The sequence below is a fragment of the Bilifractor porci genome (assembly GCF_009696005.1).
GTDB classification, from domain to species: Bacteria; Bacillota; Clostridia; order Lachnospirales; family Lachnospiraceae; genus Bilifractor; species Bilifractor porci.
In genome coordinates, this window is record NZ_VUMV01000007.1 from 38,443 (window position 1) to 52,285 (window position 13,843).

A 13,843-nucleotide genomic window follows, 5' to 3' on the forward strand; every position below is an offset into this window, starting at 1 on the left:
ATGGAGAAGCAGATGGATCACGGCAGCGCAGGCAGTTTTCATGAAGAAAATTTCCGGAGGAGGTCGCGCTATACACTGGTTTTTGTATTGCTGGCGGCGGCCTTCTGCGCCATTATCGTTCTGAATATCAATACCGGAAATGTAAATATTCCGCTGGGCAGAATCCTGAATATCATATTTGCCCGGTCAGGAAGTGTGGATGAGGTGAACATTGTCTGGAAAATCCGGCTTCCCAGGATTCTGATGTCGGCGATTCTCGGCGGCGCGCTGGCGCTTTCCGGTTTCCTGCTGCAGACTTTTTTTGAAAATCCCATCGCGGGTCCGTTTGTTCTGGGAATCTCTTCCGGAGCAAAGATGGCGGTGGCCATCGTAATGATCTATTTCATCGACATGTTCGGGAAGGTGCCCTCGGTTATCCTGATCCTGGCAGCTTTTGTAGGAGCCATGGCCTCTACCGGCTTTATCCTTCTGGTGTCCAAGGCGGTTCACCAGATGGCGGCGCTTCTGGTGGCGGGTATCATGATCGGGTACATCTGCAGCGCCATCACGGAATTTGCCATTACCTTTGCGGAGGATTCGGATATTGTAAATCTTCACAGCTGGTCGCAGGGAAGTTTTTCCGGCTCGAACTGGGGAAATGTCGGTTTCGCCGCGGTTGTCGTGGGAATTACGGTTGCCCTTACCTTCCTTCTCTCCAAGCCGATCGGGGCCTATCAGCTGGGGGAGCATTACGCGCAGAGCATGGGAGTCAATGTAAAGCGCTTCCGTGTCGCTCTGATTCTGATTTCCAGTATTCTCTCCGCTACGGTCACTGCATTTGCCGGTCCGATTTCCTTTGTTGGCATTGCCGTGCCGTTTCTGATGAAGCGGGCGCTCGGAACGTCCAAACCGCTGGTGGTTATTCCGGCCAGCTTTTTCGGAGGCGCTGTTTTCTGTATGTTCTGTGACCTGATTGCCCGTATGGCATTCGCTCCCACAGAGCTTAATATCAGCACGGTTACCTCTGTCTTGGGGGCGCCTGTTGTTATCTACATGTTGATCCGCAGACAGGGCAGCCGATAGGAGGGGGATACGTATGGCAGAATATTATTTTCATCTGAGCGGCCTCTCTGTCGGCTATCAGGGGACGCCCATCATCCGGGAGATTGAAATCGGCATTCATCAGGGAGAGATTGTCACACTGATCGGACCCAACGGGGCGGGAAAGTCCACGATACTGAAGACGATTTCCCGGCAGCTGCAGCCGATTGACGGAAATGTAGTTTTTGACCGTAAGGGAATTACGGCGTACACCTATAAGGAGCTGGCTTCGCGCATGGCTGTGGTTCTCACCGAGCGCATGAAGCCGGAGCTTATGACCTGTCACGATGTGGTGGCGACCGGCCGCTATCCGTATACCGGACGTCTGGGAATTCTGACGGCAGAGGACGAGGAAAAAGTAGAAGAGGCCATGCGGAGCGTCCACGCGGAGGAGCTGGGGGCGCGGGATTTCAATGCCATCAGCGACGGGCAGCGGCAGCGCGTTCTTCTGGCAAGGGCGATCTGCCAGGAACCGGATGTCATACTGCTGGATGAGCCGACGTCCTTTCTGGATATCCGCCATAAGCTGGAGCTGCTCGCGATTCTCCGCAGCATGGCAAAGAGCAGAAAAATAACGGTCATCATGTCGCTGCATGAAATTGACCTGGCCCAGAAGGTCTCCGATAAAATTGTCTGCGTCAAGGGAGACCATATTTTCGGCTACGGAACGCCGGAGAGTATTTTTGACGAAAAGTCCATTCGTGATTTGTATGATATCGACAACGGATATTTTGACCCCTTATTTGGAAGTATCGAGCTTCCGCGGGTAGAAGGAGACCCACAGGTATTTGTTCTTTCTTCCTGTGGGACCGGCATCCGGGTATACAGAAGTCTTCAGAAGCAGGGCATCCCTTTTGCCGCCGGCATTCTTGCCACCAATGACCTGGATTACAGGCTGGCAAGGCTTCTGGCGGTAAAGACCGTTACCGCTGCTCCCTTTGAGCCGGTTCCCGAGCAGGCGTATGCGGAGGCAGGAGAGCTGATCCGCAGCTGTCAAAAGGTTATTCTTACGGATTTTCCGATTGCTTCCGGGAATGCCGGAGTGCGGCGGCTGATCCGTGCGGCGCAGGAGGAAGGCAAGCTGGAAAAAACGGGGTTGCAGGAAGTCTGAAGGAGTGTTAGACTTTTAACGTACTTATTTTTGCATACTTAATTGAGATTTCACAAAAAGAAATCTGACAGGTGTCGGGTTGGCCGATGAAAAGGGAAACAGGTGAAAGTCCTGTACGAACTCGTCACTGTGAAGCAGAAGGAAATACCGGAACCACGCAGGGTTGGTTCAGCCACTGGAAACGGGAAGGCGGTTTTTCCATAGCTGCAAGTCAGGAGACCTGCCTGTCAGAAGTGGAAAAGGATCACGAGGCTTGATCACTGCCAAAGACAGGGTGCAGATATTCTGTGCCTGTTTATCCGTGTGTACAGGAGTCCCGGCTGATCCGTCAGCCGGGACTTTTTTCGTGCATAAGTCCAGTCGCAAAGCAGGAACGGACGCATGCTTGCATGCAAATCCGGTCATGCTTTAGCGACGACAACAGAAATGAGCGTGGAGCCGTGCGAGGCACGGCGGGAACGCGAATTTCTGTTAGCGATGCGAGAGTTGCCGAAGGCAACGGAGCAGCGCGTGGACTTATGCACGAAAGAAGCAAAGCAGGAACGGACGCATGCTTGCATGCAAATTCGGTCATGCTTTAGCGACGACAACAGAAATGAGCGTGAAGCCGTGCGAGGCAAAGCGGGAACGGGCATGGAGTCAGAGAGGAGAAAACAGTGAGAAAGAAATTGGCGGTAATCATCGGTTCGGTTTTTCTGGCAGGAGCAGTGCTTGCGGGATGCGGAGGAAATACAGCGGCATCCGGAACTTCGGGGACGGGTACGTCATCTGAGACGGCGGCTTCTTCTTCCGGGAAGGCAGATGCATCGGTAAAAACTGCATCGGAGAAAGCACAGACCGTTTCTCAGTCGGTGCAGGAACAGGAGACGGTTTCCGCAGCTTCTGCATCCACATCCGAATCAGGCAGTGCGGTTTCTGCGGCTTCCTCTGCGCAGGGAGCAGACGCAGCCCTTGCGGACGGAACCTATGAAGCGGAGTTCAACACGGACAGCAGCATGTTCCGCGTAAACGATATGGATGAGGGAAAAGGGACGCTTACGGTGAAGGATGGGAAAATGTCTATTCATATCCGTCTGGTTTCCGAAAATATCGTCAATCTGTTCTATGGAAATAAGGAAGATGCCCAGAAAGAAGGGGCGGAGCTGATTAACCCGACTGTAGAGACGGTGGACTACGGGGATGGTACAACGGAGGATGTAAACTGCTTTGATGTCCCGGTTCCGGCTCTGGATCAGGAATTTACCGTTTCGCTGATTGGTACACACGGAAACTGGTATGAGCATCAGGTGACCGTTTCCAATCCCGTGCCGGTCAGCCAATAAGCGCGGAAGCACCGGAGATATTCCGGGAAAGCTGCTTCGGGATAACGAAGAAGCGCGGTTTTCTATGGCTTATAAATGCTCTCCCGTAAAGAGAGAGAATTTATAGATGCGGCTGTCCTTATAAGCTGTCCGGAAAGCGAAAAAGGCAGGCGCAGGAAAATATTTCCAAAGAGGGAAAGGAGAATTTTGTAATTATGAAAGCAAAAATGGTATCTGTTCTTTGTGCGGCAGCACTTGCGGGAACACTGATGGCCGGCTGCGGCAGCGGTGCGGCGTCCTCCGCATCGTCTGCATCATCAGCTGCATCTGCCGGGACTGCGTCTGCAGGAAGCTCTGCGGAATCATCCGAAGCACCTGCGGAGGAGACATCCTCCTCGTCCTCAGAGACTGTGGCAGCGGCAAGTATAAGCACATCGGAGGATCCGGATCAGGCCGCGGCGGATAAGGTGGCCGCGCTGATTGACAAGATCTATGTGCAGGAGAGGACAGACACGACCGATGAAGACTGCAAGGCAGCCAAGGAAGCATGGGATGCCCTGACAGACACCCAGAAGGCTCTGGTAGAGGGAGAGTACGCGGATCCCGATTATTTCGGAAGAGATACCGGAGACGCGTCCGCGGATGACCCGCTGAATGCGGATGACATCGGCGAGAATGAAATCCTGGTCTGCAGCTTCGGCACATCCTTCAATACCAGCCGTGCGCAGGATATAGGAGGCATCGAAAAAGCGGAGCAGGCGGCGTATCCGGACTGGTCCGTAAGACGGGCCTTTACCGCACAGATTATCATTAATCATGTGGAGGCGCGCGACGGGGAGTATATTGACAACATGGATCAGGCTCTTCAGAGAGCCGTTGACAATGGGGTGAAAAATCTGATCATCCAGCCGACCCATCTGATGCACGGAGCGGAGTATGACGAGCTTTCCGATGCGGTGGAGGGATACAAGGATAAATTTGAATCTGTAAAGATCGCGGAGCCGCTGCTGGGAGAAGTGGGCGACGATGCCACGGTCATCAACGAGGACAAGCAGAATGTCGCCGAGGATCTTACGGCAGAGGCAGTGAAAACCGCCGGATATGACAGCCTGGACGCTGCGGCTTCGGACGGAACCGCGTTTGTATTTATGGGACACGGAACCTCTCATGAGGCGAATGTCACCTACGATCAGATGCAGACGCAGATGGAAAATCTGGGCTACAAGAATGTATTTATCGGAACCGTAGAGGGTAAACCGGAGGATACGGAGTGCCAGGCGGTGATCCAGAAGGTAAAGGATGCGGGGTACACAAAGGTAATCCTTCGTCCGCTGATGGTTGTTGCGGGAGACCATGCGAATAACGATATGGCCGGAGATGACAGCGATTCCTGGAAGAGCCAGTTTACGGACAGCGGAAATTTCGAGAGCGTAGACTGCCAGATCGCCGGAATGGGAGAAATCCCGGATATCCAGCAGATCTATGTGGCGCACACAAAGGCGGCCATGGACAGCTGATTCCCGCCGGAAAACCGGTGCTGTAAAAACAGAAACATTGTAAAAACTTTGTAAAAACAAAACAAGGGGCTGACGCGTTGTGCAGGAAAGCGGTTATTGAGAAACGATCTTTCCTGTGTACAGGCGTCAGCCCTGTTTCCTTTATCCGGCGGTTTTCTGTCTCAGCCCATCTGCACGACGACATCCGCCTCGCTCTTCCCGGTGACAGGAGGAATAATATTTCCCTCCATCAGCTTTCCGTTTACGGTTACGGAAATGACACCCTTCTGTACGTGGGAAGGGTTTTCCACCCGGATATGATACCGGACATTGCGGAACGTGCGGTTTACGGTATAACCCTCTACGGTGTCGGGAATGCAGGGATCAATTTTAAGACCGTGCAGTGTCGGCTGTATCCCCAGAATATACTGGCTGATTGCTGTAAAGGTCCAGGCTGCGGTCCCGGTCAGCCAGCTGTTCTTTCCCTCCCCGAATGTCGGCGCGTCTTTTCCTGCGACCATCTGACAGTAGGCATAAGGCTCTGTGCGGTGAATCTCGCTGATCTCCTCCAGATAGACCGGGCAGGTCTTCCGGAAAACCTGGAAGGCGCGGTTTCCGTGCCCCAGAATTGTCTCCGCGCAGACGATCCAGGGGTTGTTGTGGCAGAAAATACCGGCATTTTCTTTATACCCCGGCGGGTAAGAGGAAATTTCGCCGAGCTCTACGTGGTAACTGGTGTAGGCAGGCGTAAGCAGGACGATGCCAAAGTGGGTGTCAAGCCGTTCCTCCACGCTTTTCAGCGCTTCCTCCGCCTTTCCGTTATCCAGGCCGATTCCGGCCATCACACACATGCCCTGCGGTTCAATGTAGATCTGTCCCTCGTCATTTACGTGGCTTCCGACAGGCCTGCTGTACGCGTCATAGGCGCGGACAAACCACTTGCCGTCCCATCCGGAGGTCTGCACAGCCTCATTCATTTCTTTCACGGCCTTCCGGATATCGGAAGCTTCTTCCGACAGGTGCAGGGCATCGCAGAGCTCCGCGTATTCTTTTCCGTATTTTACAAACATGGCCGCGATGAAAACACTTTCCGCAACAGGCCCCTCGCTGGGGCCGAAGGTCTGAAAGCTTTCTCCCGGCTGCGTGGAAAAGCAGTTCAGGTTCAGGCAGTCGTTCCAGTCCGCCCGGCCGATCTGCGGAAGCCCGTGAGGACCGAGATGGGTTCTCGTGAACCGGATGCTGCGGCGCAGATGCTCCATCAGCGGGACAGCCTTGGAGGGATCGCTGTTAAACGCGCATTTCTCGTCCAGAATGGAGAAGTCCCCGGTTTCCCGTATGTAAGCGGCCGTGCTGGCGACCAGCCAGAGCGGATCGTCATTAAAGCCGCTGCCGATGTCCGCGTTCCCCTTCTTGGTAAGAGGCTGATACTGGTGGTAAGTGCTTCCGTCTTCAAACTGTGTGCTGGCAATGTCCAGGATACGTTCTCTTGCCCGCGAGGGGATCAGATGGACAAAGCCCAGCAGATCCTGACAGGAATCCCGGAATCCCATTCCCCGTCCCAGCCCGCTCTCGAAATAGCTGGCACTTCTGCTCATATTAAAGGTTACCATACACTGGTACTGGTTCCAGACATTCACAAGCCTGTCCAGCTTTTCGTCCCCGGTTTCCACCGTGTAGGAGGAAAGGAGCCCGGTCCAGTAATGCTTCAGTTCAAAAAGAGCATTCTTTACCTGCAGGTCTGTCTGATATTTTTCCAGGAGCCGCCGCGCAGGAGCTTTGTTGATGATGCCGGGAGCCTCAAATTTCTGGTCCTCCGGGTTCTCGCAGTAGCCGAGGACAAAAATAAAACTGGTCGCCTCGCCGGGATTCAGGTCTGCCTTCAGATGATGGCTGCCTACCGGCGCCCATCCGTGCGCGATGCTGTTACGGCTCTCGCCGGCCAATACCGCCTCCGGATTGGAAAATCCGTTGTACAGTCCGATAAAGGCATCCCTGCTGGTATCAAAACCTTCGATTTTTTTGTTCACGGAATAGACGGCGTAGTGGTTCCGTCTCTCCCGGTACTCGGTCTTGTGGTAAATGGTGCTGCCTTCTACTTCTACCTCTCCGGTAGAAAAGTTCCGCTGAAAATTGGAACTGTCGTCGGCGGCATTCCAGAGACAGAATTCTACAAAACTGAAAATATCCAGATGCCTGGGGGATGAACCCGTATTCCGGATGACCAGGTAATTGATCTCACAGGGATCATGAACCGGGACAAAGGCGGTCAGCTCTGCCTCAATTTTGTTTTTAGAACCGGAAATGACCGTATATCCAAGCCCGTGCCGGCAGGAGTAGGCATCCAGTTCTGTCTGCGTGGGCTGCCAGCCGGGATTCCAGACGGTATTTCCGTCCTTGATGTAGTAGTAGCGTCCGCCGTTATCCAGAGGACAGTTGTTGTAACGGTATCTGGTCAGACGCAGAAGCTTGGCGTCTTTATAGAAAGAATAGCCTCCGGCTGTATTGGAGATCAGGCTGAAAAAATCCTGCGTTCCCAGATAATTGATCCATGGAAGCGGCGTACGCGGCGTGGTGATGACATATTCTTTACTGCTGTCATCAAAATGTCCGAATTGCATGGCGGTACCTCCTGTATACGAATACGTTTTCGCCAAGTTTTTTTACATTATAGGCGGTATTTAAAAAAAAGTAAATTGTCAACCTGTTAAATTCGATATAATTGGGTAATATGCACAAAAAATATGCTAATATCTTGTAAAACCAGGGGAATTGACGCATTAGCGAAAACGATTTAGAATGAGTGCACGAAAACGATTTAGAAACACAAAGCAGCAGGTAAATGCATTATGGTGACAATCAAGGATATTTCACGGAAATGCGGGGTTTCGCCCGCAACGGTGAGCAAGGCGCTGAACGGATATGGAGACATCGGGGCGGAGACAGCGGAGCGGATTCGTGAGGCAGCCAGGGAAATGCATTATTTCCCGAATGCAGCCGCGCGGCAGCTGAAAACAAATATCTCACACAATATCGGGGTGGTTTTTGAGGATGACACACAGAGTGGACTGACCCATGAGTATTTTTCCGCAATCCTGAACAGCGCGAAGAATGAGCTGGAGGACAGGGGGTATGACCTGACCTTTATCAGCAAAAAGATCAGCGGCAATTCCTTTGTGGAACACTGCAGATACCGGAAATGCGACGGGGTTTTGATCGCAAACGTGGATTTTACCTCACAGCCGGTGCTGGATCTGATCCACAGCGAGTTCCCCGTGGTGACCATTGATTATTCTTTTGACAATCACAGCTGCATCATGTCTGACAACGTGGAGGGCATGTACGCGCTGACAAAATACTTGATCAGCAAAGGACACCGGAAGATCGCCTTTATTCATGGAGAAAAAACCTCGGTTACGCTCAAACGTCTGAGCGGATTCTATAAGGCATGCCGGGAATGTCAGATTGAAATTCCGGATGAATATGTCCTGGAGGGCAGATATCACGACACAAAGTCCAGCCGGGAGTGCACGGAAAAGCTGATGAAGCTCCCCGACCGGCCGACAGCCATTATTTATCCGGACGATGTGGCCTATATCGGGGGAAGCGTCCAGCTGGAAAAGATGAATCTTTCCGTGCCGCAGGATGTCAGCGCAGTCGGGTATGACGGAGTCAATCTCTCGCAGATCATCCGGCCCAGGCTGACTACCTACTACCAGGATGCGGAGGCAATCGGGAGGGAGTCCGCAAGAAAGCTTGTGGAGACAATCGAAAATAAAAAAGCCGCGGTTGCCGAAGAAATTAAGGTCTCCGGACGACTTCTGGAAGGGGGGACGGTCCGGCAGATCGGCTGAGGGTGCACAGTAAGCGTCATGCTTTCTGATATAAAAACAGAAACTATTATGTTTAAGGGAGGAAATGTAAATGAAAAAACGAATGAGACATCTGATGAGTCTGGCTCTTGTCACGGCAATGGTGGTACCCATGGCGGCATGCGGAGGAGGAGCCTCCGGTTCCGCGTCTTCCGGTACATCATCCGCTTCCGGAAGCTCCGCGGCAGCGTCTTCCAGTGCGGCGTCATCTGAATCCGCTTCCGAAGCAGCGTCCTCCGCGTCTTCCACGGCGGCGGTTTCTTCCGGCTCTGCGGCAGCGGCGGCCGGCGATGAGGGTAAGGTTCTGAATATAGAGGTCTGGAACAACGAGTTCCCGAACCGTCTGGCAGACCACTATCCGGGATTTGAAGCGGCGGATCCGGAGGACGCCACCAAGGGCGGAAAGATCGGCGATGTTACGGTTAATTTTATTCTGACGGATAATCAGGATAATAAATATCAGACGAAGCTGGACGAGGATCTGTCCGCACAGGCAGATGCTTCCGACGATGACAAGGTGGATCTGTTCCTGATTGAAGCCGATTACGCCCTGAAATATGTAGATGCCGACGCGGATGTGGCTATGCCGCTGAAGGATCTGGGCATTACCGATGACGACCTTTCCAAACAGTTCCAGTATACAAAGGATATCGTTACTGACGCAAACGGAGACATCCGCGGCTCTTCCTGGCAGGCATGCTCCGCGGGACTGATTTACAACCGCGCGATTGCCAAGGAAGTCCTCGGCTCGGATGATCCGGATACGGTACAGCAGTCCGTTTCCGACTGGGATAAATTTAATGAGACAGCCGGAAAGATGAAAGATGCCGGCTACAAGATTACGGCAACCGCGAACGACACCTACCGTGTATATTCCAACAATGTATCCGGACCCTGGGTACAGGACGGAAAAGTCGTGGTGGATGACAACATCAAGAAATGGGCGGACGATTCCAAGGCTCTGGTGGATGCCGGGGAGACAACGACCAATGATCTCTGGAGCGATGAGTGGAGTGCAGGCTTCCAGGCACCCGGAGATGTATTCTGCTACTTCGGACCCGCTTGGCTGATTAACTTCTCCATGGGCAATGCTCCGGATAAAGACGACGACGGTTCCATCGCACATGCAGGCGGATGGGGACTTGTAAACGGACCGCAGGGTTACTACTGGGGAGGTTCCTGGATCTGCGCGGCACAGGGAACCGATAACCCGACACTTGCCAAGGACATTATCCTGACCATGACAACAGATGACGACGTGATGAAGGAAATTGCGGTGAAGGATTCCGACTGCGTCAACAACAAGACCGTCCTGGATGCTCTTGCGGACGACGATTCCTTCGGAAATGCCATCCTCGGAGGACAGAATCCTTACAAGATGCTCTCCGAAGGCGCGGAAAAGGTCGATATGAGCAATGTTTCTCCTTATGACCAGGGCTGCAATGAAGAGTATATGTCTGCGATGAAAAACTACTTCGATGGAAACGCGTCGTATGATGAGGCTCTGGACCAGTTCAAACAGGCGGTTGCCGAGAAATATCCGGAACTGTCCGAGTAATGGAACGACTGACGGCTGAAACGTAATCCTGTTTTCAGCCGCAGAAACAAAAGAAAGCCGGGTAAGAAGGGCTGCCGCGAATCTGGCGGCAGCCCTCTGTATTCAGAATCTGCAGGATGAACGGGGGATTTCGCTTTTGCTGCGGGTTCTGAAGCACAGGCTGCAGGACAAGAAATGGAGGCCGAAGTCTGAAAGTGCCGGGCGTGGGGAGAATAGGATGGAAAAAACGAAACAGAAAAAAAGCCGGATCACACGGCATAATAAATACGGATATATCTTTCTGATTCCGTTTATGGCGGCATTTGTCATTTTTCAGATGATTCCGCTGGTATCTACGGTATTTAACAGCTTTTTTGAAAATTACCGATCCGGGCTCAAGCAGATCGGCCCGAATTTTGTCGGGTTTGGAAATTATGCCAAACTGATCAGCTCCGGAGATCTGCTGAAATATTTCGGAAACACCATGATCATGTGGATTCTGGGCTTTGTTCCGCAGATTATCGTCTCCCTGCTTTTAAGCGCGTGGTTCACCGATCCGTCCCTGCGTCTGAAAGGGCAGAGGTTTTTTAAGACGGTGATTTATCTGCCGAACCTGATCATGGCATCAGCCTTTGCCATGCTCTTTTTTACCCTGTTCGGCGACAACGGGCCGGTGAACTCCATTCTGGTGCAGGCGGGGATTTTCTCGAAGCCATACAGCTTTATGTCGCACATAGGCAGTGTCCGCGGCCTGGTAGCCTTTATGAATTTCCTGATGTGGTTCGGAAATACGACGATCCTTTTGATGGCCGGCATGATGGGAATTGACCAGTCGCTCTTTGAGGCCGCCGAAGTGGACGGGGCCTCGGCAAATCAGATCTTTTTCCGGATTACGCTTCCTCTTCTCAAACCGATCCTGATCTATGTCATGATCACCTCGCTGATCGGAGGCCTGCAGATGTTCGATGTGCCGCAGATCCTGACCAACGGGTCCGGCGATCCGATGCGTTCTTCCATGACGCTGATCATGTACCTGAATAAACACCTGTTCAGCAAGAATTACGGCATGGCCGGCGCGCTCTCGGTGATCCTTCTGATTATCACCGGAATCCTGAGTATGGTTGTGTTCCGGTTTACAGCTGCGGATGAAGTGGACGAAAGGAGGAAGAAATCATGAGCGGGGCAAAGACAAAGGCAGGAAGCGGCGGCACCGCGGCAAGAAGGACGGTGGCCTACATTGTTCTGATTTTTCTTTCTTTCCTCTGCCTGGTGTGGTTTTACGTTCTGTTTATCAACGCGACCAGATCCAACGGGCAGCTGAAAGCCGGGTTTCAGGCATATCCGGGCGCGTATCTTGTGAAAAACCTGTACAATCTTTTCCATGGGGCGACACCGGTTGTACGGGGAATGCTGAATTCGCTGGTGATCGCCTGCTGCAACGCGCTGCTGTGCGTCTATTTTTCCACGATGACGGCGTATGCCATCCATGCCTACGAATTCAAGGGAAAGAGGGCAATCTTCACCTTTATTCTGGCAATCATGATGATCCCGACGCAGGTTACCGCACTCGGTTTCATACAGCTGATGGGAAAGATGCATCTGACCAATACCTTTATCCCTCTGATTCTTCCGGGCATTGCCTCGCCGATTACTTTCTTCTATATGAAACAGTACATGGCCAGCAATCTTCCCGGTTCGCTGATTGAGGCGGCAAGAATAGACGGGGCGGGAGAATTTAAGATCTTCAACACAATCGTTCTTCCGCTGATGAAGCCGGCTGTTGCCGTGCAGGCCATTTTCGCTTTTGTCGCAAGCTGGAATAATTACTTTACTCCGGCCCTGATCCTGAGCGATAAGATGAAGAAAACGCTTCCGATCCTGATTGCGGAACTTCGGAATTCCGACTGGAAGACCTTCGACATGGGGCAGGTCTATGCCATGATTGCCTTTGCCATCTTCCCCGTCATTATTGTTTACCTGATTCTCTCCCGGTATATCGTGGGAGGCGTCACGGCAGGCGGTGTAAAAGAGTAGTATGAGAATTGCGGGAGTTTCAAAGAAACGAAGCAATTCGTGGCATTATTTGGTGTAAAAAGTCCGACGCCGCGCAGGATTGCCGAAAGCGGCGGGGAGACTTGTTGTTACAGGAAGAGGCTGCCGCTGTACCCGGCAGGGAGACCACCCTGCAGGCGCAGCGGCGGCCTCTTTCTGCCTGTGCGCCCGTGTCGGGCTAAGCTCATGACCCTTGGACCATAATATGGTGTTCGGAATACGGCCTCTTTCTGCCTGTACGTCTGCATCGGGACAGCAGGAAGAAGCGCAGGAATGCCGGAGGTCAGCTTCCCCGCAGGATTTTCCCATGCCGGAACAGCGGTTGCCGCAATTACGCTGCTATGCTATAATTTTCCGGTTAAAGATTAAAGGAGCCGGAGACAATGAATTACATCGTTTTTGACCTGGAATGGAACCAGTGTCCGTATGGAAAAAACCGGGAAGTCCGGGAGCTGCCATTTGAAATCATTGAAATCGGCGCTGTCAAGCTGGATGCAGACAGGAATTACGTGGATTCCTACGAGCGGATTGTCCGTCCCTCTGTGTACAAGACGCTGAATTACCGGACCAGGGAAATTGTCCATATGGATGCGGGGACGCTGAAAAAAGGGATGTGGTTTCCGGACGCTGTCCGGGAGTTCCTGTCCTGGGCGGGACACGATTCGGTGTTCTGCACGTGGGGCACGGTAGATCTGACGGAGCTGCAGCGGAATATGAACTATTATCATCTGCTTCACCTGTTAAAAGGACCGCTGCACTACTACGATGTGCAGAAGCTTTTTGCCATCCAGCATGAGACGATGGAAAAGAGACGGTCGCTGGAGTCTGCGGTGGATTTTCTTCAGATAAAAAAGGAGCGGGACTTCCATCGGGCGGATGCGGATGCCTGGTACACGGCAAAGCTGTTTCAGACGGTGGACATGGATGTCGTCATGGCCTATGATTCGATTGACGCCTATCAGAACCCCAAGACAAAGACCGAGGAAATTCACACGGTATACAACGGTTATTCCAAGTATATTTCCAGGGAGTTTGCGGACAAGGAGACTGCCATGCGGGATCCGGAAGTGGTGGCGACACACTGCTGCCGGTGCGGGAAAAAAGCAAGAAAGAAGATCCGGTGGTTTTCTGTGAATGCCCGTAATTACTACTGCGTGGCACTCTGCCCGGAGCACGGGCTGCTGAAAGGGAAAATCCGTATGAAGCATACGGATGACGGCCATGTCTATGTGGTAAAAACCATCAAGATCAGCAATGAACCGGAGGCTGCCGCTATCCGCGAAAAGCGTAACGGGCTGAGGGAAAAAAGGCACAGGAAGCGGCAGGAGGACTTGACAAGAAAAGAAGCGTCTCTTTATAATCCAGTATAGCCTGAAAAGATACTGGCCACAGGCACT

Annotated in this window: 10 protein-coding genes and 1 riboswitch; of the genes, 9 read left to right on the forward strand and 1 reads right to left on the reverse strand. The window is 52.5% G+C overall.

Annotation, left to right across the window (positions count from 1 at the left end; genetic code table 11):
* Positions 1 to 12 precede the first annotated feature (12 nt).
* From FYJ60_RS09670 to FYJ60_RS09685, 4 genes are all read left to right on the forward strand, one after another.
* A complete protein-coding gene (locus tag FYJ60_RS09670) occupies positions 13 to 1,062 on the forward strand; it encodes a FecCD family ABC transporter permease (RefSeq protein WP_205839052.1) in 1,050 nt (349 codons plus the stop codon).
* A gap of 13 nt (positions 1,063 to 1,075) precedes the next feature.
* Positions 1,076 to 2,191 (forward strand): ABC transporter ATP-binding protein, encoded by a 1,116-nt coding sequence (locus tag FYJ60_RS09675; RefSeq protein WP_154458483.1) that lies wholly within the window; start codon positions 1,076 to 1,078, stop codon positions 2,189 to 2,191.
* Between the two features lie 52 nt (positions 2,192 to 2,243).
* Positions 2,244 to 2,433: riboswitch (cobalamin riboswitch) on the forward strand.
* A 414-nt stretch (positions 2,434 to 2,847) separates the two neighbouring features.
* On the forward strand, positions 2,848 to 3,513 hold the full coding sequence (locus FYJ60_RS09680) for a hypothetical protein (protein WP_154458484.1): 666 nt from the start codon (positions 2,848 to 2,850) through the stop codon (positions 3,511 to 3,513).
* A gap of 194 nt (positions 3,514 to 3,707) precedes the next feature.
* Positions 3,708 to 5,009 (forward strand): sirohydrochlorin cobaltochelatase, encoded by a 1,302-nt coding sequence (locus tag FYJ60_RS09685; RefSeq protein WP_154458485.1) that lies wholly within the window; start codon positions 3,708 to 3,710, stop codon positions 5,007 to 5,009.
* A 161-nt stretch (positions 5,010 to 5,170) separates the two neighbouring features.
* Here the strand turns inward: FYJ60_RS09685 and FYJ60_RS09690 are convergent, their stop codons facing one another.
* Positions 5,171 to 7,606 carry a GH36-type glycosyl hydrolase domain-containing protein gene (locus FYJ60_RS09690; protein ID WP_154458486.1) on the reverse strand — a complete coding sequence of 812 codons (2,436 nt, stop codon included), beginning with the start codon at positions 7,604 to 7,606 and terminating at the stop codon, positions 5,171 to 5,173.
* 228 nt (positions 7,607 to 7,834) lie between these two features.
* Between FYJ60_RS09690 and FYJ60_RS09695 the strand changes: the two genes are divergently transcribed.
* The 5 genes from FYJ60_RS09695 (at position 7,835) to FYJ60_RS09715 (ending at position 13,816) form a co-directional block, all read left to right on the forward strand.
* Entirely contained in the window at positions 7,835 to 8,839 is a 1,005-nt protein-coding gene (locus FYJ60_RS09695; protein WP_154458487.1) for a LacI family DNA-binding transcriptional regulator, read from the forward strand.
* A gap of 70 nt (positions 8,840 to 8,909) precedes the next feature.
* The gene (locus FYJ60_RS09700; protein WP_154458488.1) at positions 8,910 to 10,415 is read left to right on the forward strand and encodes an ABC transporter substrate-binding protein; all 1,506 of its coding nucleotides are present in this window, start codon (positions 8,910 to 8,912) and stop codon (positions 10,413 to 10,415) included.
* 217 nt (positions 10,416 to 10,632) lie between these two features.
* Positions 10,633 to 11,571 (forward strand): carbohydrate ABC transporter permease, encoded by a 939-nt coding sequence (locus tag FYJ60_RS09705; RefSeq protein ID WP_154458489.1) that lies wholly within the window; start codon positions 10,633 to 10,635, stop codon positions 11,569 to 11,571.
* Positions 11,568 to 12,428: a carbohydrate ABC transporter permease gene (locus tag FYJ60_RS09710; protein WP_154458490.1), complete on the forward strand. Its 861-nt coding sequence runs from the start codon at positions 11,568 to 11,570 to the stop codon at positions 12,426 to 12,428. Before FYJ60_RS09705 ends, FYJ60_RS09710 begins: the two co-directional genes overlap by 4 nt.
* 401 nt (positions 12,429 to 12,829) lie before the next feature.
* Complete coding sequence (locus FYJ60_RS09715) at positions 12,830 to 13,816, forward strand: 3'-5' exonuclease (protein WP_154458491.1); 987 nt, start codon at positions 12,830 to 12,832, stop codon at positions 13,814 to 13,816.
* Positions 13,817 to 13,843 lie beyond the last annotated feature (27 nt).